We start from the raw sequence: 25,944 nt of genomic DNA on the forward strand, positions 1-25,944 counted from the left end.
CATGATCGACGCTATCAAAGCCCGCTACCGCAAGCTGGTGTTTTTCACCTGGTTTCTGACGCTTGACCTGATCATGTTCGGTGCTTTTGTACGCCTGACCGACTCGGGCCTGGGCTGCCCGGACTGGCCAGGCTGCTACGGCAAGGTAACCCCCTTGGCGCCTCCGAGCACATCCGCCAGGCGGTCGAAACGATGCCCTACGGGCCGGTCAGCTTCCCGAAAGCCTGGATCGAAATGATCCACCGTTATGTCGGTGCCCTGTTAGGCCTGCTGATCATCCTCATCGTCATCATGGCATGGCGGCACCGTAAAACACTCGGGCATACGCCGCGCCTGGCAATTGTTACCCTGATCGCCGTTTGTGTTCAAGGTGCCTTCGGCGCCTGGACGGTAACCCTGAAACTGATGCCCATCATCGTCACCATCCACTTGCTGGGCGGCATGACACTGCTGGCCCTGATGACCTGGCTGGCCGTTCGCGTCAAAGAACACCCGGCGCTCTCGCCGCAGGCCGCGCGCTGGTTTCCCTGGATGGCGCTGGGCTTTATTCTGGTATTTGTCCAGATCGCCCTGGGCGGCTGGGTCAGTACCAACTACGCGGCGCTTGCGTGCATGGACTTCCCGACCTGTAACGGCCAGTGGGTACCCCCATGGACTTGCACGGTGGTTTTTCATTGATTCGAGCTTTGGGCGAACTGCCGTCGGGCGAGATGATCTCGCAGCAAGCCTTGACCGCCATCCACTGGGTGCACCGCAACTTTGCCTTTGTCGTCTTTGCATACCTGGGGTTTCTTGCCCTGAAGCTGCGCAAAGAACCCGGCCTGAGCACACCGGCCAACGCCATTTTGCTGCTGTTGCTGGCCCAATTATTCACAGGCCTGACCACCATCTTTTTCGAATGGCCCTTGCTGATTGCCGTTCTGCATAACGGCGGCGCTGCGGGTCTGGTACTGTTCTCAACGACCCTGCTGGTTCGCCTGGCGGGCACGCGCCAGACTACAATAACGCCATGAACACCGCATCGCTCCAACACCCCGGCCTCTGGCGCCAATACTGGGTCCTCACCAAGCCACGCGTCACGCAACTGGCCGTCTTTTGCGCCATTATCGGCATGTTTCTGGCCACACCCGGCCTGCCCGCATGGCAGCCCGTGGTCGCAGGTACCGCAGGCATCTGGCTGCTGGCCGCAGCCGCCTTCGCAATCAACTGTCTTATCGAGCAGGAAGTTGACGCCAAAATGCAGCGCACGGCCCGCCGCGCGACGGCGCAGGGCACCATTACCAACACCCAGGTACTGGTCATGTCCGGGATACTGGGCGGTGCCGGCATGCTGGTGCTCTACCATTGGGTCAACCCGCTCACCATGTGGCTGACCTTCGCCACCTTTGTGGGCTATGCCATTATTTACACCATCATCCTGAAGCCCCTGACCCCCAGAACATCGTCATCGGAGGGCTGTCCGGGGCCATGCCGCCCGCCCTGGGCTGGGCGGCTGTGGCCAACGCGGTGCCCGCCGAGGCCTGGGTGCTGGTCCTGATCATTTTTATCTGGACGCCCCCCACTTCTGGGCGCTGGCCTTGTACCGCAACACCGACTACGCGGAATCGGGCCTGCCCATGCTGCCGATTACCCACGGGCAGCAGTTCACCCTGCTGCATATCTTCCTGTATAGCCTGGTACTGTTCGCATCCACACTCCTGCCCTTCATGATCCGCATGAGCGGGGTGCTCTATCTGGCCTGTGCCATCGTCCTCAGCGGCATGTTTGTCGGGTACGCGTGGCAGCTGTACCGCAACTACTCCGACGCGCTTTCGCGCAGACTGTTCCGCTTTTCAATTCTGTACCTGTCACTGCTGTTCCTTGCACTGCTGGTCGATCATTGGGTAATGCTGCTGTGACTTCTTTTTCACCCTCTCGTCGTGCCAGTCTGAAGCTGGCCGTTGCCTTGGGGTTAAGCACATTGCTGACCGCGTGCGGGCCCGAACCCAAGCCATCCTTTTCAGGCACCGATATTTCCGGAACCGGGCTGGGCAAAGAACTGGCCATGCTCGACCACACAGGTCAACCACGCACATTGGCCGACTACAAAGGCAAGGCGCTGGTGGTATTTTTCGGCTTTACCCATTGTCCTGACGTTTGCCCGACTGCACTGGCACAACTGGCCCAAACCCTGCAGCTTCTGGGTGATCGCGCAGGCGAAGTCCAGATCGCCATGATCAGCGTCGACCCTGAACGCGACACCCCTGAAATCATGGCCCGCTACGTCAAGGCCTTCGACAACAGCTTTGTCGGCCTGACCGGTACGCCGCAACAGCTGCAACAAACCGCAAAGTCGTTCAAAGCCTATTACGCAAAAGTCCCCGACAAGGCGAACAACAGCTACACCATGGATCACAGCGCTTCGTTTTATCTGTTCGACAAGAACGGTCAGGCACGCGTGCTGGCCAGTGGCATCTCATCGGCCCAAGACCTTGCCAAAGATATAAAATCAATACTCAATTGAGTATTTGCCACTGAAGCACCGGCAGATCGAACCCAATGTCTTCTAATCTGCCGGAATCGCCTCCTTGCCAAACCCGAACTCCTCCTGGCCCGCCAGACCTGACCTCTTGCCTGATCAAACCCCCGTTTTCCACCATCTGCCGCGTCAACGCCAGCCGCGCCCGATCCGACAGGCCCTTTGCCTCGTCGCCACCCTGACGCTCCTGATTTTTCTCTCGTTAATCGTCGCGGCAGCGGCGGCCACAACAACCGGAAGCGGAGCCAATGTCACCGGCCACTACAAGGTAAACGCCACGCCGTCGAATGCCACGGCCTCAACAAGCACGGCGGCTACGCATCAACGCCTGCAAATCGGGGTATTCAATTATCGGCCCGCCGACATCCTGCGCCCCATGTGGCAGCCCCTGGCCAGCTATCTGCAACAACACCTTCCTGATCATGACATCCACCTGCACTTTCTTGATCAAGAAGAAATGGCCGAAGCCGTAGGCAATGGGCTGCTGGACGTCGTATTCACCAACCCGGTGCATTACATCAGCCTGCGGGTTAACGGGCTACTTTCCGGTGCGATTGCCACCCAGGTCACGCTTGAACAAGGCCATGCCGTATCGCAACTGGGGGTGTCATCATCCGCCGGGCTGACCGCAATGACCTGAATCGCCTGGACGACCTTGACGGAAAATCGGTAGCCATAGCGGGCAAACAGTATCTGGGCGGGTATACCGCACAGGCGGCACTGGCTGATGCGACACGGAGTCAACCTCAAGCAGATCAATTTCATCGAACTGGGCAACCCGCACGACAAGATCATCACTGCGGTCATGCAAGGCCGGGCCGACGCAGGCTTCATCCGGTCTGGTGTACTGGAGGCCATGGTCAAAGAAGGCCGCCTGCAACCTGATGAGCTGGTCGTCATTGAACCGATCCAGTGGCCCGGCTTCCCTTTCCAGGTGACTACACCGTTGTACCCCGAATGGGCGGTTGCTGCGCTCAGCCACGTGGGTCACGACATCAGCCGTCGCATTTCAGCCGCGCTGCTGGCCCTTGAGCCCGACGACCCGGCTGCGCTTGCAGCGGGCATTTACGGGTTTACCATCCCGAAAGACTACAGTCTGGTTGAAAACGCCATGGTTGATCTGCGTGTGCCCCCGTTTGATGCCGCGCCCGTCGTAACATTCGAAGAGTTCGTACGGCAAAACCTGATCACTGCGCTGCTGATATTGGGCGGGGTATTGGCGAGCATCGCGTTTTTCCTTCGGGTCGCCTGGCTGAACCGCCGACTGAGCTTACTCAACAAAGAACTGCATAGCGTCGCTGAAGAACGCAATCAACTGATACAACGCTTCACGGAGCTGGCCAACAACGTGCCCGGAGCACTGTACCAGTATCGCCTCAGAGCCGATGGCAGCTCCCATTTCCCGTTTGCCAGTGAACGGATTCACCATGTGTACGGCTATCCGGCGTCCGTTGTTGGCAATGACGCTTCAGTCGTTTTTTCAAGCATCCACAGCAACGATCTGGATCGCTTGCGTCGCAGCATTACCGATTCGGCAAAATCCCTGGCGCAGTGGAATGCAACGTACCGCTTCAACCACCCCACCAAGGGTGAGCGCTGGATCGAAGGCAGCGCAACACCCTCGCGCCAGCCCGACGGCAGCATTACGTGGCACGGCTACATTGCCGACATTACTGAAGAGCACTTGAACCGTGAGCGCATCCAGCTCACGGCACGCGTTGTTGCGGCAAGCCACGAAGGAATCGTGATTCTTGACAGTCATCTCAACATCATCGAAGTCAACCCGGCCTTCACCCGCATTACCGGCTATGACTTTGCAACCGTGAAAGGCCGCTCGCCACGAATTCTGGCTCTGGACGACCGCGCGCCGCCATTCAGCGACAACGCGCTGCGGCTGTTGAACGAGGGTGGCATGTGGCGTGGCGAAACCCGACTGTGCAGCAAACAGGGCAAGGCCATACCGGTCATGCTATCGATGGCTCCGGTCGCCAACGCCGACCAGGACTTCACGCATTTCGTCATGCTGTTCAGCGACATCACCACCATCAAACAACACGAGGAAGAGCTTGAGCGTATCGCCCACTACGATGCCCTTACAGGGATTCCGAACCGGCGCCTGCTGATTGACCGCCTGCAGCAGGCCACGGCATTGGCGCGGCGTACTGAATAGCCGCTGGCGATCTGCATGCTTGATCTGGACGGTTTCAAACCCGTCAACGATACGCTCGGACACGAAGCCGGCGACCGTCTTCTGGTTGAAATCGCACAACGCCTGCAATCGGTGACCCGCAGCGAAGACACCGTGGCCCGTCTTGGGGGTGATGAGTTCACGCTGATCCTTGTCAATCCGGCAAGTACCGCATTGTTTGAACGGATCCTGAATGCCATCAACCAGCCCGTCAACCTGGCCGAAGGTACCGTCACGGTTTCCGCCAGTATCGGGGTTGTCTACCTTGAGCCAGGCATGCAGGCTGACGATGACCAGTTGCTGCGCATGGCCGACCAGGCCTTGTACGAATCAAAGAAACGCGGGCGCAACCGTTTTACCGTATACGGCGCATTGGACACATGGTAGAAAAAAGGGGCGCCGAGGTTGGCGCCCCGAAAACCCGCTTCAGAAGGGAGGGGATTGAGAGAAGCAGAAGCGGTACAAGCTACAGGACACAACGAGGTAAATTGTCAACTGTGGCTTATACGGATTAGTCTGAATGGCGGATATTTAGTTCGATGCCATAAACCACTAAATTGCAACCGCTTGTGTCAGCCCGCCAGCGCAACCCGCATTTTCTTGAATGCTGCCGCTTCAATCTGGCGGACCCGTTCAGCCGAAATGCCGTATTCAGCCGCCAGATCATGTAAAGTGGCGCCACCGTCGTCTTGCAACCAGCGCGCTTCGACAATACGACGCGAGCGCGCGTCAAGCGCTTCGAGCGCCTGGGCCAAAGCCGGCCCCTGAAGCTGATCGACCGCACGCCGCTCAAGCACCGACGAAGGTTCTTGATGCCCTTCATCAGACAGATAGGACACCGGCGCAAACGCGTCGTCGTCATCGTGCGGGGCTTCGAGGGCCAGTTCACGGCCGGTAAGACGCACTTCCATTTCGCTGACATCTTCCGGGCGAACATTAAGTTCACGCGCAATGGCATCGACCTGGGCCGTGTCAAGTGTCTGGCCATCGGGGCGCATTCTGCGCAGGTTGAAAAACAACTTGCGCTGAGCCTTGGTGGTGGCAATTTTGACCATACGCCAGTTGCGCACAATGTATTCGTGGATTTCGGCCTTGATCCAGTGCACGGCAAAAGACACCAGCCGTACGCCACGGTCGGGATCAAAGCGCTTGACCGCTTTCATGAGACCGATATTGCCTTCCTGGATAAGGTCGGCATGCGCCAGACCATACCCCAGATACTGGCGCGAGATGGACACCACCAGCCGCAAGTGCGACAAAATAAGCTGGCGGGCGGCTTCGAGATCGGCCTCGTCGCGCAAACGCTTGCCCAGTTCGGTTTCTTGCTCGGGCGAAAGCACAGGTAAACGATTGACCGCTGCAATGTAGGCCTCGATAGTGCCTAGTGCACCGGGGTTCGAGATGGCTGCTGCCAGTGCTGTGTTGGACAGCGCCAGGGATTGCGATGGTGTAGTCATTGTGAAGTGCAGTCCTGATCCTTGGGATAGTCAAGTTTTATATTAGCACTCTATACCATCGAGTGCTAACTAATCTGACCATCAGACCGCCACCCCTGTGGATAAGTTCCAAAAAAAGCGCTCACACAAGAGCGCCGAAGCGGTTGTGTGAGCGCAAACTCTCTCTCGTAAGCCAATTACTACACACGAAGCACCAGGACTTCGTGATTCATCAGAAGCAATTTCCATGCCATAAATCAGGACACCCTCATGACCGCGGGCTGAGAGCCCTACTTAAAAATAACAAAGACAGGTATGAGAATCATTCTTATTTAATATATAATCGTCGGGTTGCCGTTACATCAGGCAACATTGCGCGTCCAACCGGGCTCTCGCGCGACTGACCCCGACCATTAAACCGGGCGTACTACGCCCCATGTTGCCTGTTTCCATGAACGCCACCACGACCAAGCATCGCAGCAAAAACGCCTGGATGAAAACCATGCACCAGTGGCACTGGATCAGTGCAGCACTCAGCCTGGCCGGCCTGATGCTGTTTGCGGTGACTGGCATCACACTGAACAACGCGTCCATGTTTGAAGGCAGCCCGGTCACGACGCGCCATGAACTGACAGTGCCTGCCGATATTCTTCGTGGGCTGCACGCCCGGATGCACAGCGACGAGAACGAGAACAGTAACGGACCAGCCGACAGCCCTGCCAACACCGAAGCGGCGGACACGGCCACATCAAAAAGCACTACGGCATCGTTACAGCCAGACCTTGAAAACTGGCTGGATCAGGCGCTCGGCATCCGCATTGCGGGCCGCCCTGCCGAAGTGTCGGCCGATGAAATCTATGTGTCCTTGCCCGAGCCGGGCGGAGATGCCTGGCTGGCTATCGACCTGAACAACGGCGCACTGGAGTACGAACGCATCCACCGTGGCCTGGTGGCCTATCTGAACGATTTGCACAAAGGCCGTCACAGCGGCCAGGTCTGGAGCTGGTTCATTGATCTTCTGGCCATCGCCTGCGTGGTGTTTGCCATCACGGGTCTGTTCCTGCTGAAAATCCATGGCAAGAACCGGCCCATGACCTGGCCGCTGACCGGGTCAGGCCTTGTGATCCCGCTCCTGATCATGCTGCTACTGGTGCACTGATGAACGCTGACCCGATGACCACAAGCAGACAAACGCTTTTTTATCAGGCCACACCGGTGCACCGGCGCACCACGCCCGCTCAAAACCGCCCCGCTTTAGAACACCCGTCTGACCCCACCGTTTTTAACGAACTGCCAACACCTTTCTCTGACTCGCCATGCCGACACCGTTTAAAACATCCGCCACCGCCGCTGTAGTGCTCACCTCGCTGATGGGTGGACACAGCCTTGCCGCCGATCTCACCATCGACATCACGATCCCGAAAATTGACACTGCCGAATACCACCGCCCCTACGTCGCCGTCTGGCTTGAAGGCGACAACCGCACGGTGATACGCGACCTGGCGATCTGGTACGAAAACAAAAAAGCCGATGGTGAAGGCAAAAAATGGCTTAAAGACCTGCGCCAATGGTGGCGGGTCAGTGGCAGGAACCAGGAGGCCCCGGCGGATGCCGTGACCGGAGCAACGCGACCCGTGGGCACCCATACCATCAATGTTGCCTCGACCTCAGCGGCACTGAAGCACCTGCCGGCGGGTCGCTACGACATCGTGGTGGAAGCGTCCCGGGAAAAAGGCGGTCGTGAACTGGTACGCCTCCCGCTGGACTGGCCGCCGGCCACAGCCAAAACGGAAGAAACAGCCGGCCAGCACGAGCTGGGCAAGGTCAAACTCATCGCCAAACCCTGAGATATGCGGGACATCGGTAAAACGTGTAACACCGCCGGCATGCGTGCCGACCAACTGCCCGCCGTTCAACTGTTCATCGCTAAACCGGCCCGGGCCCTGAGTGCTCTGGCCTCATTCGTGAAGAATCGCCCTTAAAGGATCCACCCATGAAAAAACTGCTTGCCCTTTCCATGATCAGCGCCGGCCTGATGGCCCCCAACTGGCTGGAGCCCATGATTTCTGGATGCTGCCGTCATCGACAGTCCTGTCCGGTGACAACAGCTGGATCACCGTGGATGCGGCCGTCAGCAATGACAAGTTTCATGTCAATTACCGTCCGCTGCAACTGGACAACCTGGTGATCACCGGCCCTGATGGCCAACCCGTAACGGCCCAAAACATGTTCAAGGGTCAAATGCGCAGCGGGTTCGATGTTGAGCTGACCACCCCCGGCACATACCAGCTGGCCCTGGTCAGCGGTGGCATCGCCGCCTTCTGGAAAGAAAACGGCAAGAACCGCCGCTGGATGGGGTCACCTGAAAAGTTTGACACCGAGGTTCCAAAAATGCCGAAGACCTGCGCGTCACGCAACGCCACAGTCGCATTGAAACATTTGCCACCCGCGGCAAGCCAACCGCCATTCCTGCCGCCGGCGAAGGCTTGAGCCTTAAACCAATCACCCACCCGAACGATCTGTACAACGGTGAAACAGCTAAATTCGTTGTCCTGCTGGATGGCAAACCGGCGAAGGACATTGACGTCGAGATCGTACGCGGCGCGCAACGTTACCGCGACAACGTCGAAGAACTCATCGTCAAGAGCAATGCCGCCGGTGAAGTTGAAGTGACCTGGCCACACGCCGGCCAATACTGGGTTCACATGGAACACAGCGACGACAAAACCAGCGTCAAACAGGCCAAGACGCGTAACCTGTCGTACACCGCAACACTGGAAGTCTTGCCCCAGTAAATTCGCGGCCTGTGGCGTACCCCGATCACACACGGGATCACCGGCCAACACGCAGGGTGGCCGGTCACGCACAAGGTAACTGGCCCCGCCCATACGTCAACACACCAGACAACGCGAAATGACAGACGGACTCGAATGGATACGCCTGCACGGGCAGAGCATGGGTACCACCTGGACGGTGAAGGCCAACGCCCCCGCTGCATGCACGGATACCGCCCAAACCATCCGTTCGGCCATCGACTCAGCCCTGAACACCCTCATTGACCAGATGAGCACCTGGGACAACGACAGCATCATCAGCCGGCTGAACCGCGCCGGAACCGGCTGGTATCAAGTCGACCCCGAATTCTGGCAGGTGCTGACCGCCGCCTATGAAGTCGCCCGGCTGACCGATGGCGCCTATGACCCGACCCTGCAAGAGCTGGTCAACCTGTGGGGGTTTGGCCCGGCAGGCCCGCGCACCGCACCGCCCGATCCCGAGCAGCTACGCAACGCCCTGTTACGCAGTGGCTGGAAGAAAATGGCCCTGCACCCCGCGCATCGCGGTGTGTGGCAACCGGGGGCTGCAATTTGACCTGTCATCCATTGCCAAAGGCTTCGGCGTCGATGAAATCGCCCGCGTTCTGAACATACAGGGCTGCCCGCATTACCTGATTGAACTGGGGGTGAGCTGGCGGCTCAAGGCCTGGCTCCCGATGGCTACCCCTGGCGCCTGCACATCGACCTGGCCGGATTACCCATCAACCTGGTCAACCAGGCCGTCGCCACCTCGGGGGATTACCAACGCTGGTTTGCATACCAGGGAAAGCGCTACGCCCACACCCTGGATGCCCGCACCGGCCAACCCGTGCAGCACAACCTGGCCAGCGTCACGGTGCTGCATGACCACTGCGTGATGGCGGACGCCTGGGCTACCGCCTTGCTGTGCCTGGGCCCGGAACATGGCCCGGCCATGGCCGAAAAACACGGCCTGGCCGCGCTGTTTCTGGAACGGGAAAACGAAGGGTTAACCGTGCGGCACACCCCGCAGTTCGGACACCGGGCGGGGCTACTGGCCATGCCGTCAGACCTGCCCAACGACCCGGTCAATCGGTAATGATCGCCCGCAGCAAACCCACCATGCGGTCGGCATAATTCGGCCCCAGGCGCGCCAGCACCTTTTCCTGGTGGGCAAGCGCCTTATCGCAAAGCTCGCTGATCAGTTTGGTGCCTTTGGGCGTGATGCGCACCAGCGTCTGGCGCCGGTCGATACGCGACGTTTCCAGCGTGACATAACCCTGTGCCTCGAGGCGGGGCAACACCTTGCTGAGCGTAGGCTGTTTGGTAATGGCCAGTTCAGCCAGATCACCGACGGTTTCACCCTCGGCTTCCATCAGGCTACCTAAAATTCGCCACTCGGTAACGCTAAGGCCTGCCTTGCGAACTTCCACATGAAATTCGGCCGAAATACGGTGACTGGCCAATGCCAGAACCGACGCCAGATAACGGTGCACGAATCGCGTCTGCTCTTGCGGCCTGGCCTTTTCGGCACCGCTTTCAGCCACTTGGGCACCCTTGTTCATGAGCTGAAACCACCAAAAAAAGGGGATAATCGTATGACAGCCCATACCGACCGTCAAGGCAACTAAGTGTTTACCCTTATACTCAATCGGCTGTTTTTTTATTAAATATTGCCAATACATGAATTTTCATGTTTTTTTGAAGGTGTGGCGCGCGAGCAAAACGCGCCTTCAAGTTAAGGACTACCATGGCAGAGCGTTCATTTAAAAAGAAGTCCAGCAACTCCGTATCGGTGCTGGTGAAGAATTCCGCGGCGAGGGCATCCTGGCCGTGACCAAGGGTTTGTTGCAATCCGGCGTCGGTTATGTTGGCGGTTACCAGGGTTCACCCATTTCCCACCTCATGGACGTACTGGCCGATGCCCAGGAAATCCTTGACGAACTGGGCGTTCACTTTGAAACCAGCGCGTCGGAAGCCACGGCTGCCGCCACACTGGCCGCATCGGTCAACTACCCGATTCGCGGGGCCGTCACCTGGAAATCCACCGTGGGCACCAACGTGGCATCAGACGCGCTGGCCAACCTGGCCTCGGGCGGCGTTACCGGCGGCACCCTGATCATTGTCGGTGAAGACTACGGCGAAGGCTCGTCCATCATGCAGGAACGCACCCACGCGTTCGCCATGAAGTCGCAAATGTGGCTGCTCGACCCCCGCCCCAACCTCGACAGCATGGTCAATTTCGTTGAAAACGGCTTCCAATTGTCGGAAGCCAGCAACACTCCGGTCTTTTTGCAGCTGCGCATCCGGGGCTGTCACGTCCATGGCCGCTTCATTGCCAAAGACAACAAACGCCCGGCGTTCACCCTGGCCGATGCCATGGCCAACCCCAAACGCGACCTGGCCCGTATCGTGCTGCCACCGGCCGCTTACATTCACGAACACGAAAAGATCAAAGAACGCTGGCCCGCAGCCGTCAAGTTCATCAAAGAGAACAAGCTTAACGAATTCGTTGACGGTGACATCAAAGACCTTGGCATCATTCTGCAAGGCGGCCTGTACAACGGCGTACTGCGCGCCCTTCAGTTCCTGGGCCTGGCCGACAACTTCGGCAACAGCCGTATCCCGCTGTACGTCATGAACGTCACCTACCCGACCATCGACGACGAAGTCACCGAGTTCTGCAAAGACAAGAAAGCGGTTCTGCTGTTTGAAGAAGGCCAGCCCAACTACATCGAACAGGGTCTGAACATGATCCTGCGCCAGGCTGGCATCGACACCATCTTGTCGGGTAAAGATGTCCTGCCACTGGCCGGCGAATACAGCACCGTGGTCATGCGTGATGGCCTGCAGAAGTTCCTGGCCGCACAACGCCCCGAACTGCTGCCGGTCATCGATGTCGAGCCCACCCCGCACCCGCCGCCACGGGCAGCACCGGCATGGACGTGGCCGAAGTGTCACGCCCCAAGCCCGTCGTCAAAGAACAACCCATCAAATTCCAGAAATTTGCCAAAGACATGGCCGAAGTGGTGCCGCTTCGCCCGGCAGGCTTCTGTACCGGCTGTCCCGAGCGCCCGATTTTTGCGGCATTGTCGCTGACGCAAGAGAAACTGGGCGAGCATCACATTGCCTGTGACATCGGCTGCCACCTGTTCTCGATTCTGCCCCCGTTCAACCTGGGTTCAACCACCATGGGTTACGGTCTGGGTGCCGCCAGTACGTCGGCCTTCAACGTCAAGTCATCGAAGCGCTCCATTTCGATGATGGGTGACGGCGGTTTCTGGCATAACGGTCTGTCATCCGGTGTCGCTAACGCCGTGTTCAACAAATACGATGGCGTCATCCTGCTCATCGACAACTACTACTCGGCCGCCACCGGCGGACAAGACATCCTGTCGTCACGCGCCCTCAATCCGCTGCGTGCCACCAACAACCCCATCGTTGATGCCGTCAAGGGTGTTGGCGTGAAATGGGTCAGGGTCCTGGAACGCACCTACGACGTCGCCAAAGTGCGTGCAACGCTGGAAGAAGCGCTGACCACCGAAGTGACCGGCCCCAAAGTCCTGATCCTGCAATCCGAGTGCATGCTGAACAAACAGCGCCGCATCAAACCGCAGTTCAACCAGGCCGTCAAAGAAGGCAAACGTGTTGTCAAAGAACGTTTCGGTGTTGACGGCGATGTCTGTACCGGCGACCACGCCTGCATCCGCTTGTCGGGCTGCCCCTCGCTCACCATCAAAGACTCGGGTGATCCGCTCAAGGAAGATCCGGTCGCTTACATCGACAACAGCTGCGTCGGTTGCGGCAACTGCGGTGAAGTGTCACACGCTGCCGTACTGTGCCCATCGTTCTACCGTGCCGACGTCGTACACAACCCGTCGCAATGGGATTTGTTCAAGGCCAAGGTGCGCCAGCGCGTCATTGGTTTCCTGCAGTCCCGTCGCAACCAGCGTCTTGCCCAAATTTCCCTGTAAGCACCGATCATGACCACACAATTGCACAACGTAACCCCCATCAAAATCGCGGTTCTGGCCATGGGTGGCCAGGGCGGCGGCGTACTGGCCGACTGGATCGTCGACATGGCCGAGCACGCGGGCTGGTGGGCACAAACCACGTCTGTTCCCGGTGTTGCACAACGTACCGGCGCCACCATTTACTACCTGGAACTGCTGCCTGAAGAAGCCGTCAAGGCGGCCGGCCGCCAGCCGGCACTGGCCCTGATGCCAACCCCCGGTGACGTCGACCTGATCGTGGCCGCCGAACTGATGGAGGGCGGTCGCGCCATCCAGCGCGGCTTGGTCACCCCCGACCGCAGTACCCTGATTGCCTCGTCGCACCGCAGCTACGCGATTGCCGAAAAAGCCGCCCCCGGCAACGGCATTGCCGACGCCAACAAAGTCATTGAAGCCGGGCGTGGTTCGGCCAAACGCTTCTTGTGCTTTGACCTGCAGGCGCTGGCCGAGCAAGCCGGCAGCGTGATCAGCGCCAGCCTGTTTGGTGCGATTGCCGGCAGCGGCACCCTGCCGTTCAGCCGTGCCGACTTTGAAGCCACCATCGAACGCAGCGGCAAGGGCGTCAAGCCCAGCCTCAAGGCATTCGCCCTGGGCTTCGATGCCGTACAAAGCGCGCCCGAATTCCCGGACTTCATCGACACGACCCGCCCGGTTCCTGCCGTACCCGAATCGGCCCGCAACCCGCGCGTACAGCAGTTACTGGACGACATCCGCCAGAACTTTGCACCCGCCGCCCAGCCTATGCTGGTAGCCGGCCTGCGCCGCACCCTTGAATTCCAGTGACCTCGCCTATGGCAAAGAATATCTGGAGCACATGCGCGGCATCCAGGCGCTCGACAAGCAATACGGCGGTGATGCCAAACAGTGGGCACTGACCGCAACGGCTGCACGCTATGTGGCCGTGGCCATGGCCTACGACGACGTTATCCGTGTCGCCGACCTGAAAACCCGCGAAGCCCGTTTTGCCCGCGTGCGTGACGAAGTAAAAGCCAAACCCGACCAGCTGGTCTACACCACCGAATACATGCACCCGCGTCTGGAAGAGATTTGCGGCACCATGCCGGCGGCGCTGGGCCAGGCCATCGAGAACTCGTCCACACTCAGCAAATGGCTTGAACCCATGTTCCGCAAAGGCCGTTTCCTGCAAAGCGGCACACTGATCGGCTTCCTGATGCTGTATGGCCTGTCGGGCATGCGCCGTTTCCGCCGCAGCACCCTGCGCCACAAGGTGGAAATGCGCGGGTTCCAGGAATGGCTCAACCTGATCACGCAAACAGCCCCATCAAACTACGATCTGGCCGTCGAAATCGTCAATTGCCGTCGTCTGGTCAAAGGCTATTCAGACACCCATGTGCGCGGCAACAGCAAGTACCAGAAGCTGATCCAGGCCGCACGCACGCTGCAAGGCAAGCCTGACGCCGCCCAGCGTCTGAAAGCCCTGCGTGATGCCGCACTGGCTGACGCAAAATGCACCACGCTCGACAACCTGCTCACACAAGAAACAACAGCGGCCTGATATCACAAAGGCTTCACGTGGCCACGTCGTCTACGGCGGGGCCACGTGAAGGTACCTGGTCAACACACTGACGGAGACATGTCATGACCTACAAGAACAACCCGGAGGCGGTCAACGCACTCGTTCGCCCCGCCGAGGTCCATAAAGATCTGTTCATCAGCGAAGAAATCTTCCAGCTGGAAATGGAACACCTGTTTGCCAACACCTGGGTATACGTGGGTCATGCCAGTCAAGTTCCAAAACCCGGCGATTACTACAGCACCACCGTCGGCACCGAACCCGTCATCATGGTGCGCGACGCCGACAACAGCATCAAGGTGCTATACAACCGCTGCCCGCACAAAGGGGTCATGCTGGTCCATGACACCTACGGCAATGCGGGCCGTTTCTTCCGTTGCCCTTACCATGCCTGGTCCTTCAAGCTCAACGGCGACCTGCTGGCACTGCCGCTGAAACGCGGCTACGACCAGGAATTCTTCAAAACAACAGAAGCCAGCCAGGGCATGGCGGCGGTGGAAAACGTCCGCAACTACCGCGACTTCATTTTCTGCCGTCTCAACCCCGAAGGTCAGAGTTTCGAAGACTTCTTCGGCGAATCGCTGTCAACGCTCGACAACATGGTTGATCGCTCCCCCGAAGGCAAGCTTGAAGTGGCGGGCGGCGTGTTGCGCTACATGCACAACTGCAACTGGAAAATGCTGGTCGACAACCAGAGCGATACCTGTCACCCCATGGTGGCTCACGAGTCATCGGCAGGTACGGCCGTAAAGGTCTGGGAAGAAGCCCCCGAAGGCACACCCAAACCCATGGCGGTCGAACAGTTCGCCCCCTTCATGTCACCTTACGAGTTCTACGAAGGCATGGGCATCCGGGTCTGGGAAAACGGCCACGGCCACACCGGGGTCAGCAACTCGATTCACGCGGCCTATTCCGAAGTACCTGGCTACTTTGAAGCCATGACCGCCGCCTATGGCGAGGAACGCGCCAAGGCCATTCTCGACGACGTTCGCCATAACACCACGTACTTCCCCAACATCATGGTCAAGGGCCCGATCCAGACCTTGCGCATTTTCAAGCCGATCTCTGCCGGAAAAACACTGGTTGAATCGTGGACCTTCCGTCTGGTGGGCGCCCCCGACAAACTGCTCGAACGCACCCTCATGTACACCCGTCTCATCAACGCCCCCACTTCGGTGGTCGGTCACGATGACCTGGAAATGTACGAACGTGCCCAGCAAGGGCTGGTATCGAGCGGGCTTGACTGGGTCAACGTGGCCCGCCTGTATGAACCCGGCGAAGAAAACCGCAAAAACGAAGTCACCAACGGCACCAACGAATGGCAGATGCGTAATCAGTACCGTGCCTGGGCCAACTACATGACCGCCACCATGAAGGAGTCAGCATGAGCCAGTTCACCGATCAGGACATCATTGATTTCGTCTACGCCGAAACCCGGCTGCTCGACGCACTGAAATTTGAAGACTGGCTGAATCTGTTCACCGAAGACGGTCACTACTGGATGCCGCTGACGCACGACCAGGAAGATGCCCGCCTGCATACCTCGTTGATGTCGGAAGACAAGCTGCTGCTGCGGGTTCGGATCGAGCGTCTGAAAGGCCAACGCACATTCTCGCAACAACCGCCCAGCCGCTGCCACCATCTGCTGCAGCGCCCCGAGATTGACACAACACATGCCTGGCATCAGCCCGCGCAGGGCCAATTCGTGGTGCGTACAGCGTTCCACTATGTCGAAGCCCGTCGCGACGACCAGAAACTGTACGCCGGCTGGGCCACCTACCAGCTGCGCGCCGAAGACGGCCAGCTGCGCATTCGCCAGAAGCGCATCGACTTGCTCAATTGCGATGCCGCTCACGGCAACATTCAACTTTTCATGTAAGGAACTGGCTGTGGCCACCACTGTTTATCAAGCCTTTACCGCCACTGCGGCGCAATACCCCAACAACCCGTTCCTGTGCGTCATGCCCGAAACGGCCGAAATCTACGAGATTACGGCGGGTGAAATTACCTATGGCAGTGCGCTGGAAACCATCAACAGCCTGAAAGCCGGTTACGAAAAAGCCGGCTACGGCCACGGCCATCGTGTCGGCATCCTGCTGGAAAACCGCCCGGCCTTTTTCATGCACTGGTTCGCCCTGAATGCCCTGGGCGTTTCGGTTGTTCCCATCAATGCCGACATGCGCATTGCCGAACTGTCCTACCTGATCGGCCACTCGGAAATCTGCATGGCGATTGCTCTGACCAGCCGTCACGAACTGCTGAAAGCCGCTGCACTGGACGCCGGCGCCAACCTGGCCCTGATGGGTCCGGAGGATGACATCCCCGCCGCCAACCGGCCTGCACCGCTGGCAGGGCAAGCCATTGGCACCCATACCGAATGCTCGCTGATGTACACCTCGGGCACCACCGGCCGCCCCAAGGGCTGCATTCTGCCCAACGAATACTACCTGCACTGCGGCCACTGGTACGCCACCGTGGGTGGCCTGGCCACCCTGAACAAGGGCGTCGAGCGCATGCTGACACCGCTGCCGCTGGTACACATGAACGCCATGGCGTGTTCTACCATGGGCATGGTCACCACCGGCGGCTGCCTGATCGCGATTGACCGCTTCCACCCCAAAACCTGGTGGAACACCGTACGCGAATCGCGCGCCACCGTCATTCATTACCTGGGTGTAATGCCAGCCATTCTGATGAAGGCCGAGCCATCACCCGACGACACCAACCACAGCGTGCGTTTCGGCTTTGGCGCCGGCATCGACCGCAGCCTGCATGCGCTGTGTGAAGAACGTTTCGGCTTCCCGCTGCTGGAAGCCTGGGCCATGACCGAAACCGGTTCAGGTGCCGTTGTCATTGCCAACCACGAGCCACGTCACATCGGCACCAGCTGCTTCGGTAAAGAAGCCCTGAGGTCGAAATCCGTCTGGTCAACGATGCCGGTGAAGAAGCCGGTGTCGACGAGAACGGTGAACTGCTGGTGCGCCATGCCGGCGACAACCCGCGTTACGGCTTCTTTGCCGGTTACCTGAAAGACGAAGCCGCTACCAACGAAGCCTGGGAGGGTGGCTGGTTCCACACTGGTGACATCGTCTGCCGCGACGCCGACGGGTATTTGCACTTTATTGACCGCAAAAAGAACGTCATTCGTCGCAGTGGCGAAAACATTGCGGCCGTTGAGGTCGAAAGCGTTTTGCTGCGTCACCCCGCCATCAAGGCCGCCGCCGTTGCGGCGGTGCCGGATGCCGTGCGCGGCGACGAAGTCATGGCCTGCCTGGTCTGCAATGAGGCACCGGCCGATACCGCCGCCCGTGAAGCCCTGGCGCACGACATCGTCAAGTGGTCGCTGACCCAGCTGGCCTACTACAAGGTGCCTGGCTACGTGGCGTTTGTCGATGCCCTGCCGCTGACGCCCACCAACAAGATCCAGCGCGGCGAACTCAAAAAACTCGCACCGACACTGGTTGACGCCCCCACCTGCGTCAATACCAATCACCTGAAAAAACGCCAGGAAGTGACTGCATGACCGCCCGGCGCCAAGGCTACGACGGCATCGTCGTGACAACGCCGGTCACCATCCCCTACGTGCGCTACGCCACCCAGTGCGGCGCACTGGTGGCTGGGCCAGGCGCTACGCGAACTGGTGGTCAAGTCAGGGGTCGACAAAGACGACATCGACGGCATGTGCGTGTCCAGTTTCACGCTGATGCCCGATACCGCCGTCGGCCTGACCCAACACCTGGGCATGAGCCCGCGCTGGCTTGACCATATCCCGATGGGTGGGGCCAGCGGCGTGGTCGGCTTGCGCCGGGCCGCCCGCGCGGTACAGGCCGGTGACGCCAGTGTGGTCGCCTGCCTTGCGGGTGACGCCAACCACGTTGACTCCTTCCGCAACACGGTCAGCGGGTTCTCGCGCTTTGCACAAGACGGCACCTACCCCTACGGGGCGGGCGGCCCGAATGCCAGCTTCGCCCTGCTGACTCGCTATTACATGAACAACTACGGGGCCACCCGTGAAGATTTCGGCAAAATGTGCGTCGACCAGCGCACTAATGCCTTGGGCAACCCCAATGCCCTCATGAAGAAACCCCTGACGCTGCAACAGTACATGGACGCCCGGGTCATTACCGACCCCATCCATCTGTTTGACTGCGTCATGCCCTGTGCGGGTGCCGATGCCTTCCTGGTCATGCACGAAAGCCGTGCGCAAGATCTGGGCCTGCCCTACGTGCGCATTTTGTCGACCATTGAACGCCACAACGCCTGGAAGGAAGACCCCATCCAGTATCGCGGCGGCTGGACCAAAGACCGGGCCGAGTTCTACGCACTGGCGGGTATTGAACCCAAAGACGTTGACGTCATGCAGGCGTATGACGACTACCCTGTCATCAACTTCATGCAGATCGAAGACCTGGGGTTTTGCGAAAAAGGCGAAGCCCCTCAATTCGTCCGTGAGCATACCCTGACGTCTGACGGCAGCTTCCCGTTCAATACCAATGGCGGTCAACTTTCAACAGGTCAGGCCGGTGCGGCCGGCGGTTATCTGGGCCTGGTCGAAACCCTGCGCCAACTGACTGACACGGCAGGCAAATGCCAGGTTTCCAATGCCAATATCGGCCTGGTCAGCGGCTTTGGCATGATCAACTATGACCGTGGCCTGTGCACTGCAGCGGCCCTTCTGGCACGGAGCAACACATGACCACGCCAATGAACAAACCCCTCGCAAGAATCCGGTGGCGCGTACACGCCAGCCCACGCTGCCCCAGGCATGCGCTCACGCAGGGCCTTGGGCCTGACTGCCGCCGCCGCCGAAGGTCGCTTTGACCTGCAAGTCTGCCAGGAATGCGAAGCAGTCCAATACCCGCCTCGTGAAGTCTGCCATCACTGCCTGTCTGCTGATCTGAAATGGCAAGCCGTGAACCCGAAGGGCAAACTGCTGGCCATGACCACGCTGGAACACAGCAATGACTTGTACTTCCGCGAGCGCCTGCCCTGGCGTGTCGGTACCGTGGTCATGGACGCCGGCCCCTCGGTGGTGGCGCACATTCATGGCGACATCAACGAAGGCGACATGGTGCGGCTCAGCCTCAAGCTCGATCGCAGCGGTCAAGCTGTACTGGTCGCGTTGCCCCCGAAACCCACGCCCCACATGGAAGACGACCCGGTGTTACGAGAAACCTCCTGCGACCCTAAATTCCGTCGCGCACTGGTCACCGATGGCAAATCGCCCGTTGGCCGGGCCGTCATCAAGGCCTTGCTGGATGCCGGTGCCACCACCGTATTCGTCGGTGACCCCGAAATCTGGAAAAAGATGCCGCTTTCGAAGCCTTGTGCGCCGATGAGCGCGTCCAGGTGCAAGACCTGAATGTTGGCAATATCGATGCCATCGAACGCGTCGCCAAATCCATTGGCGGCAAAATCGAGATTCTGGTCAATACCGCCAATTACGAACGTGATGGCGGCGTGCTGTACAACCGCGACATCATGAAAGCGTACGACAGCCTGAACACCAACTGCCTGGGCCTGATCCGTCTGGCCCAGCAGTTCGGCCCCGGCATGGCCGCACGCGCCAACGATGGCGCGGTCAATGCGGTGGCCTGGGTCAACATCCTGTCGGTCTATGCCCACATGAATCTGCCCGCACGCGGCATGTGGTCGGCCTCGCAAGCGGCGGCTCTATCGGTCAGCCAGTGCCTGCGCAACGAATTTCGCCCCAGCGGCATCCGTGTCGTCAACGTCTTTACCGGCCCGGTCGACCACGAGTGGGAACAGCTGACGCCGCCCCCAACAGTGGCGCCTTCAGCCTTGGGTAAAGCGGTTGTCCAGGCCCTGCGCGATGGCGTCGAAGACAGCTGGGTGGGCGATGTCGCCAAAGAGTTCATGGAACTGCTCAGCGATAACCCCAAAGGCCTGGAACGCGAACTGGCACGACGCTGACGACATTAAAGGAACACCATGAGCACCACCGTATTGACGCAGTTTCTGGCCGAATTACTGAACGGCAAAATCAGGATGGTTGACCTGACCGAAACGCTGTCCCCCGATTTCCCGACCATTCAGTTACCCCCGAATTCGGGCAAGCCTGGCCATTCCGGGTTGAAGAAATTTCACGCTACGACGAACGCGGCCCGGCCTGGTACTGGAACAACTTTTCCATGTCGGAACACACCGGTACCCACTTTGACGCCCCGGTACACTGGGTCAGCGGCAAAGACCAACCCAACAACTGTGTCGACACCATCCCGCTGGATGCGTTTGTCGCCGAAGCCTGTGTCATTGACTGCTCGGCTGAAGCGGCGGCCAACCCCGACTTCCTGCTGACCATTGACTTCGTCCAGCAATGGGAAGCACAGCACGGGCGTATCCCCGAGCGGGCCTGGGTACTGATGCGTACCGACTGGTCAAAGCGCGACAAACCCACCGATTACCTGAACATGAAAGACGACGGGGCGCACTCGCCCGGCCCGGATTCACAGGTCGTGCCCTGGCTGATCAAAGAGCGTAACGTGCACGGATTCGGTACCGAATCCGTCGGAACCGACGCGGGTCAGGCGGCCCACCTTGATCCACCTTACCCGTGCCACTACTTCATGCACGGCAACAACCGCTATGGCCTGCAGTGTCTGACCAACCTTGACCAATTACCAGCCAAAGGCACGCTGATTTTTGCGGCGCCGCTAAAAATTCGCAGCGGTTCAGGCAGCCCCTTGCGGGTACTGGCACTGGCACCGAACAGCTGAAAACGATAATTATTACGGAGCACACATGAGCACACCCTACACCGCCGTTGTTACCGGAGGCAGTGCCGGCATTGGCCTGGAAATCGTCCGCCAGATGTTGGACGCCGGCTACGACGTCATTTCCATGGCTCGCCGCGACCCTGAAATGACGCATCCCAAGCTGAAATCCGTCAAGGTTGACCTGCTGGATGCCCAGGCCACCATCGAAGCCAGTAACGAAATCGCCGCGAACCATGGCGTCACCCACGTCATTCACAACGCCGGCGTGATCTGGCCCAACCTGTTGCCTGACGTCACGCTGGACGAACTGCAAGGCCTGACCCAGATTCACCTGGGGTCGGCCATCTCGCTGGTACAAGCCTGCCTGCCCCACATGGAATCGCAGCGGTTTGGCCGTATCGTCATGATGTCGTCACGTGGGGCGCTGGGCTTGCAAACACGTACGGCCTATTCCGCCACCAAGGCCGGTATGGTCGGCATGACCCGCACCTGGGCGCTTGAGCTGGCGGCCAAAGGCATCACCTGCAACGTCGTCGCCCCCGGCCCGATCCAGACCGACATGTTCTACGATGTTGTCGAAGCCGGCAGTGAGCGCGAAAAGAATATCGCCAAGGGCATCCCTGTACAGCGCCTGGGCCGCGCCGACGACGTCGCCCGTGCCGTCATGTTCTTCTCGGACCCGGCCAACAGCTTTGTCACCGGCCAAACCCTCTATGTGTGTGGTGGCGCCAGCGTGAGTTCGGTCACGATCTGATTCAAGATCAACGGGTGGACTGGTCAGCCAGCCTACCCGTAATGAAGCGACGCGTCTGCGCTTACACAATCCGAAATCCTTACAATCACAAGGATTCTGAAGAAGAATTCATGGCAGAAGCAAAAATCCTCATTAGCGTGAGGATTTTTGCTTCTGATAGCATTTTCATGAATAATCCTTACTAACGTGAGGATTATTCATGAAAATAGCTATAAATTCCGCTAAAGACCTCGGCAAAATTGTGCGCGCCAGCCGCAAAGCACAAAACATCCGCCAGGACGATGCTGCTGGCAGCATCGGCGTCAGCGAAAATTTCCTGGGCAAAATTGAACGGGGTAACGACTCAGTGCAATGGGGCAAACTTTTTCAGGTCCTTCAAGGACTGGGCATCAGGGTCGAAGTCGACATACCCGATGACGTTTCATTACGGTTTCTTGAAACCAAAGTCCAGAAAAACCATCCATGAGCGCACGATCTTTGCGGGCGATGATTAATCAGGCCGAGGTTGGAATACTGCAGGAAACCGGCGGGCTCTGGTGCTTTCAATACGCCGAAAGCTGGTTGAACAACCCCTGAAATTTGCACTCAGCCCACATTTACCCTTAACAGCGGAATCGATTCTCGACGGTGCCACTCAACGACCGGTTCAGTGGTATTTCGATAACCTGTTGCCAGAAGAAGGGCAACGGACATTACTGGCGAACGACGCACAACTGCATTCTGCCGATGCCTTTGGCTTGCTGGGCTGGTACGGGGCAGAATCCGCCGGATCAATCACCTTATTGCCGCCTGATGCCAAGCCCCAACTCACCGAGCCATTACGCCCGTTACTTGACGATATTCTGGAAGCTCGCATCCGCAAGCTTCCACGAGCGCCGCTGACGCACGATGCCATCAAGCGGATGTCGCTGGCCGGTGCGCAACACAAGTTGGCGGTCGTCTTCGAACATGAAGCGCTGTACGAGCCTGCAGGGTCAACACCCTCGACACACATCTTAAAACCAGACCATCCCGATGAAGACTATCCACATTCTGTCATCAACGAATGGTTCATCATGCGACTGGCCAAACAACTGAGCCTTGAGGTTCCTGAGGTTCATCGCCGCTACGTGCCTTCCCCCGTCTACATCATTGATCGATTCGACAGGTTCAACAGTGAAACAGGCTGGCAACGTCGGCACGTCATTGATGCTTGCCAATTGCTGGGTCTGGATAGAAGCTTCAAATATGCTGAGAGTAGCGTGCAACGTTTGGCTGAACTGGCTAACGCTTGTCGAAGCCCAGCCGTCGCAAGAACACGACTCTTTTCATGGCTGCTCTTCAATGTGATGGTCGGCAATACTGATGCCCACCTTAAAAACCTTAGCTTTCTGGTGTCCCATGAAGGGATCCAGCTAGCCCCGCACTATGACCTGCTCAGTATCGCCACTTATGAAACCAGAGCATACGACCAGCAGGGCTGGCCGCTGCAAACCCGACTCGCCTGGCCTATCTTAGGGGTACAGCATTTCTCAGACCTCAACAAAACCTTATTGCTGGATGCGGGTCAGGCTTTACATCTGAGCAAAAATACTGCACACCGCCTGCTAACCAGTCTCAGCTCACGGATTGTTCAGGAGGCAACCATGCTTTATCACGACATTGAAAATGAAAACACGTTGATCTTGCGCAGACGTCCTGAATTGACGGCCACCCTCTCAGGCGAATTGCGTTGTCTGAGAACAGTCATCTACACGATCATCAAAGAAATCGTGCGGCAGGTTTCCTGAAAAATGACTTCATCCCGGGTACTATCCCGGGCATGCGTATGAACCGATTACAGAAACTGAACGTACTTCTGCTGGCGGGCGGGCAAAGTCTGTTCACCGTTGCCACCATCACCACCATGGCCATCAGCAGCATCATCGGTCAGCAACTGGCGCCCTCGCCAGGGCTGGCTACGATGCCTGCTGCCATGATGATGCTATCGACGTTACTGACCACCCTGCCCGCATCTTTGCTGATGAAACGCATTGGCCGTCGGCGGGGTTTTGTCATCGGCACCTTGAACGGCGCTACGGGTGGGCTGGTGTGCTTCACAGGCATCGCAGCCGGGTCGTTTGCGCTGTTTTGTCTGGGCACATTCTTCATCGGCTTGTACCAAAGCTTCGCCATGTACTACCGGTTTGCCGCTACCGACGCCACGGAACCGGCGTTTCGCAGCCGGGCGGTATCGTATGTCATGGCCGGCGGGGTCATCGCCGCCATTATCGGCCCGCTCAATGCCCGACTGGCGCTGGACTGGGTGCCCTCAGTGCCCTACGGCGGGCCCTTTCTTGTCATTCTGGCACTGTCATTGGTTGCAGCCATGTTGGTCAACCGCCTGAATATGGCGGAGCCTGGTGACCTGAACACCGAGGCATCGCGCCCCTTGGCCGACATTGCCAGGCACCCGGGTTTTTCCCCGCCATGCTCTGCAGCGGCATCTGCTTCCCCTTCATGGTGCTTTTCATGACCGTCACCCCGCTGGCCATGCAGGCCCAGGGTTTGACATGACCGAGATCACCATCGTCACCCAGACCCAGGTGCTGGCCATGTTCGGCCCGGCCTTCGTCACCGGCCATCTGATTTCTCGCCATGGCCTGAACCGCATCTTGCTGACCGGTGCAGGGCTAATGCTGATCGCCGCCCTTATTGGCGCGTTCGCAGCGTCAGTCCCGGTTTACGTCCTGTCCCGGCTATGCGTAGGGATCGGGTGGAATTTTCTGTTTGTCGGCAGTGCCGTCCTGCTGTCCACCACCCACCGTCCCGCCGAACGCGGCAAAGTGCAGGGCCTGAACGACCAGTTCATGTTTTTACTGGTGACCATCGCCTGCCTGGGCGCCGCCTCTGCCCTAAAGCGCTTCGGCTGGCAAAACCTCAACCTGTTGGCAGGGGCCTCCGTGCTGATCGCCATCGCTGCCCTGGTCAGGATGGTGCACTGTCAACAAAGGGCACGTTAAGGTACAAGCCACCGTGGACTTTTCCACAACACCCCCTTGTAATTCTTATCCGCAACACCTAAACTTGTTCATTAAATTGTACAAGTCAAAGGATGAGCACTATGCGTGTCGTCAACTTCTCCGAGGCAAGAAACAGTCTGAAGCTCGTGATTGATCAAGTCATCAACGATGCCGATTACACGGTCATTGCACGTCGCGATGCCCCTGATGCGGTCGTGATGTCACTGGACACGTTCAATAGCCTTATGGAAACTGTCCATCTGCTGAACTCACCAGCCAACGCGGCACATCTGGCACAATCCATCGCGCAATACCGTGAAGGTAACGTCATCACACAGGCGCTTGACGATGCCGACTAGACCCGAGCCAAAACTGCTCTGGACGATTGCTGCCTGGCAAGATTACGAATACTGGCAAGGGCAAGACAAGAAAACACTTAAACGCATCAATACCCTGATCAAAGACTGCATGCGCCATCCCTTTGAGGGTTTAGGCAAGCCTGAACCCCTCAAAGAAAATTTGTCGGGTTTCTGGTCACGAAGAATAGATGACACACACCGTCTGGTTTACTGCGTCGACGAACAGGGGCTTGTCATCATTGCATGCCGGTATCACTACTGAATCCCCCGCCCCCGGGGTTTTGATGATGACGCGGTCGCCTGCCTTCAGTTCGGCGCTGTCGGCGTGGGCCAGCGACACCACGGTACCATCACCCCGAATCACCTGACACTCGCCCGGGGCCCCCGGCTGGCCGCCCTGTGCGCCAAACGCCGGATACCGCCAGCCATTCGCCAGCAAAGACAACTTCATCGGCTCGAGAAAGCGCAGTTCTCGTACGCCCCCGTCACCGCCATGCCAACGCCCGGCGCCACCCGAGCCCGAGCGGATCTCGTAGCGTTCCAGCCGCACCGGGAAACGACACTCGAGCACCTCGGGGTCCGTCATGCGGGAATTGGTCATATGCGTTTGCACCACTGACGTGCCATCGAAA

General features: G+C 58.7%; 16 protein-coding genes and 13 pseudogenes. 26 read left to right on the forward strand and 3 right to left on the reverse strand.

The features are described 5' to 3' along the window. Positions 1-4 precede the first annotated feature (4 nt). The 6 genes and pseudogenes from N7E01_RS06850 to N7E01_RS06875 all read left to right on the forward strand — a co-directional run bounded on the left by N7E01_RS06850 (position 5) and on the right by N7E01_RS06875 (position 5,093). Positions 5-1,013: pseudogene (locus tag N7E01_RS06850) on the forward strand (COX15/CtaA family protein). Beyond that, positions 1,010-1,898: pseudogene (gene cyoE / locus N7E01_RS06855) on the forward strand (heme o synthase). Before N7E01_RS06850 ends, cyoE begins: the two co-directional pseudogenes overlap by 4 nt. Continuing rightward, a complete protein-coding gene (locus N7E01_RS06860) occupies positions 1,895-2,503 on the forward strand; it encodes an SCO family protein (RefSeq protein WP_289175119.1) in 609 nt (202 codons plus the stop codon). Before cyoE ends, N7E01_RS06860 begins: the two are co-directional and overlap by 4 nt. 106 nt (positions 2,504-2,609) lie before the next feature. Further along, positions 2,610-3,584, forward strand: a pseudogene (locus N7E01_RS06865) (phosphate/phosphite/phosphonate ABC transporter substrate-binding protein); the annotation flags it as partial. A gap of 45 nt (positions 3,585-3,629) precedes the next feature. After that, a complete protein-coding gene (locus tag N7E01_RS06870) occupies positions 3,630-4,688 on the forward strand; it encodes a PAS domain S-box protein (protein WP_289175754.1) in 1,059 nt (352 codons plus the stop codon). Positions 4,689-4,703: 15 nt separating this feature from the next. Beyond that, complete coding sequence (locus N7E01_RS06875; RefSeq protein ID WP_289175120.1) at positions 4,704-5,093, forward strand: diguanylate cyclase domain-containing protein; 390 nt, start codon at positions 4,704-4,706, stop codon at positions 5,091-5,093. A gap of 185 nt (positions 5,094-5,278) precedes the next feature. On the opposite strand, the gene rpoH is transcribed toward N7E01_RS06875, so the two are convergent. Then, positions 5,279-6,163, reverse strand: coding sequence for an RNA polymerase sigma factor RpoH (rpoH, locus tag N7E01_RS06880; protein ID WP_289175122.1), 885 nt, complete (start codon positions 6,161-6,163; stop codon positions 5,279-5,281). A gap of 415 nt (positions 6,164-6,578) precedes the next feature. On the opposite strand from rpoH, the gene N7E01_RS06885 reads away from it, so the two are divergent. The 4 genes and pseudogenes from N7E01_RS06885 (at position 6,579) to N7E01_RS19650 (ending at position 10,033) form a co-directional block, all read left to right on the forward strand. Then, on the forward strand, positions 6,579-7,301 hold the full coding sequence (locus N7E01_RS06885) for a PepSY-associated TM helix domain-containing protein (RefSeq protein ID WP_289175124.1): 723 nt from the start codon (positions 6,579-6,581) through the stop codon (positions 7,299-7,301). 157 nt (positions 7,302-7,458) lie between these two features. After that, complete coding sequence (locus N7E01_RS06890; RefSeq protein ID WP_434089564.1) at positions 7,459-7,989, forward strand: DUF2271 domain-containing protein; 531 nt, start codon at positions 7,459-7,461, stop codon at positions 7,987-7,989. Positions 7,990-8,212: 223 nt separating this feature from the next. Then, a pseudogene (locus N7E01_RS06895) lies at positions 8,213-8,937 on the forward strand (DUF4198 domain-containing protein). Between the two features lie 160 nt (positions 8,938-9,097). Beyond that, a pseudogene (locus N7E01_RS19650) lies at positions 9,098-10,033 on the forward strand (FAD:protein FMN transferase). Here the strand turns inward: N7E01_RS19650 and N7E01_RS06910 are convergent. Further along, on the reverse strand, positions 10,023-10,499 hold the full coding sequence (locus tag N7E01_RS06910; protein WP_289175127.1) for a MarR family winged helix-turn-helix transcriptional regulator: 477 nt from the start codon (positions 10,497-10,499) through the stop codon (positions 10,023-10,025). The pseudogene N7E01_RS19650 and the gene N7E01_RS06910 sit on opposite strands and share 11 nt — an antisense overlap. A gap of 185 nt (positions 10,500-10,684) precedes the next feature. Here N7E01_RS06910 and N7E01_RS06915 point away from each other — a divergent pair. The 16 genes and pseudogenes from N7E01_RS06915 (at position 10,685) to N7E01_RS06985 (ending at position 25,574) form a co-directional block, all read left to right on the forward strand. Continuing rightward, positions 10,685-12,908 (forward strand): annotated as a pseudogene (locus tag N7E01_RS06915) (thiamine pyrophosphate-dependent enzyme). A gap of 9 nt (positions 12,909-12,917) precedes the next feature. Continuing rightward, positions 12,918-14,463: pseudogene (locus tag N7E01_RS06920) on the forward strand (indolepyruvate oxidoreductase subunit beta family protein). An 83-nt stretch (positions 14,464-14,546) separates the two neighbouring features. Next, on the forward strand, positions 14,547-15,869 hold the full coding sequence (locus N7E01_RS06925) for an aromatic ring-hydroxylating dioxygenase subunit alpha (RefSeq protein WP_289175129.1): 1,323 nt from the start codon (positions 14,547-14,549) through the stop codon (positions 15,867-15,869). Continuing rightward, positions 15,866-16,360, forward strand: a complete 495-nt coding sequence (locus N7E01_RS06930) for an aromatic-ring-hydroxylating dioxygenase subunit beta (RefSeq protein WP_289175131.1) — start codon at positions 15,866-15,868, stop codon at positions 16,358-16,360. Before N7E01_RS06925 ends, N7E01_RS06930 begins: the two co-directional genes overlap by 4 nt. A 10-nt stretch (positions 16,361-16,370) precedes the next feature. After that, positions 16,371-18,004 (forward strand): annotated as a pseudogene (locus tag N7E01_RS06935) (AMP-binding protein). After that, positions 18,001-19,177 (forward strand): annotated as a pseudogene (locus N7E01_RS06940) (thiolase family protein). The pseudogenes N7E01_RS06935 and N7E01_RS06940 overlap by 4 nt, the downstream one beginning before the upstream one ends. After that, a pseudogene (locus tag N7E01_RS06945) lies at positions 19,174-20,415 on the forward strand (SDR family NAD(P)-dependent oxidoreductase). Before N7E01_RS06940 ends, N7E01_RS06945 begins: the two co-directional pseudogenes overlap by 4 nt. A gap of 75 nt (positions 20,416-20,490) precedes the next feature. Continuing rightward, positions 20,491-21,218: pseudogene (locus N7E01_RS06950) on the forward strand (cyclase family protein). A gap of 25 nt (positions 21,219-21,243) precedes the next feature. Then, positions 21,244-21,972, forward strand: a complete 729-nt coding sequence (locus tag N7E01_RS06955; protein ID WP_289175132.1) for an SDR family NAD(P)-dependent oxidoreductase — start codon at positions 21,244-21,246, stop codon at positions 21,970-21,972. Between the two features lie 199 nt (positions 21,973-22,171). Continuing rightward, positions 22,172-22,438, forward strand: coding sequence for a helix-turn-helix domain-containing protein (locus N7E01_RS06960; RefSeq protein ID WP_289175134.1), 267 nt, complete (start codon positions 22,172-22,174; stop codon positions 22,436-22,438). A gap of 70 nt (positions 22,439-22,508) precedes the next feature. Further along, positions 22,509-22,694, forward strand: a pseudogene (locus N7E01_RS18635) (HipA N-terminal domain-containing protein); the annotation flags it as partial. Positions 22,695-22,709: 15 nt separating this feature from the next. Continuing rightward, positions 22,710-23,741: a HipA domain-containing protein gene (locus tag N7E01_RS06965; RefSeq protein WP_350495008.1), complete on the forward strand. Its 1,032-nt coding sequence runs from the start codon at positions 22,710-22,712 to the stop codon at positions 23,739-23,741. 38 nt (positions 23,742-23,779) lie between these two features. Continuing rightward, a complete protein-coding gene (locus tag N7E01_RS06970) occupies positions 23,780-24,466 on the forward strand; it encodes an MFS transporter (protein WP_289175137.1) in 687 nt (228 codons plus the stop codon). A 37-nt stretch (positions 24,467-24,503) separates the two neighbouring features. Beyond that, positions 24,504-24,953 carry an MFS transporter gene (locus tag N7E01_RS06975; RefSeq protein WP_289175139.1) on the forward strand — a complete coding sequence of 150 codons (450 nt, stop codon included), beginning with the start codon at positions 24,504-24,506 and terminating at the stop codon, positions 24,951-24,953. 101 nt (positions 24,954-25,054) lie between these two features. Beyond that, positions 25,055-25,312, forward strand: coding sequence for a type II toxin-antitoxin system Phd/YefM family antitoxin (locus tag N7E01_RS06980; protein ID WP_289175142.1), 258 nt, complete (start codon positions 25,055-25,057; stop codon positions 25,310-25,312). Further along, positions 25,302-25,574, forward strand: a complete 273-nt coding sequence (locus N7E01_RS06985; RefSeq protein ID WP_289175146.1) for a Txe/YoeB family addiction module toxin — start codon at positions 25,302-25,304, stop codon at positions 25,572-25,574. The genes N7E01_RS06980 and N7E01_RS06985 overlap by 11 nt, the downstream gene beginning before the upstream one ends. Here N7E01_RS06985 and N7E01_RS19330 read toward each other — a convergent pair. Continuing rightward, a pseudogene (locus tag N7E01_RS19330) lies at positions 25,488-25,934 on the reverse strand (hydantoinase B/oxoprolinase family protein); the annotation flags it as partial. The gene N7E01_RS06985 and the pseudogene N7E01_RS19330 sit on opposite strands and share 87 nt — an antisense overlap. Positions 25,935-25,944 lie beyond the last annotated feature (10 nt).

It is taken from the genome of Neopusillimonas aromaticivorans (genome assembly GCF_030344915.1).
Lineage (GTDB): Bacteria > Pseudomonadota > Gammaproteobacteria > Burkholderiales > Burkholderiaceae_B > Neopusillimonas > Neopusillimonas aromaticivorans.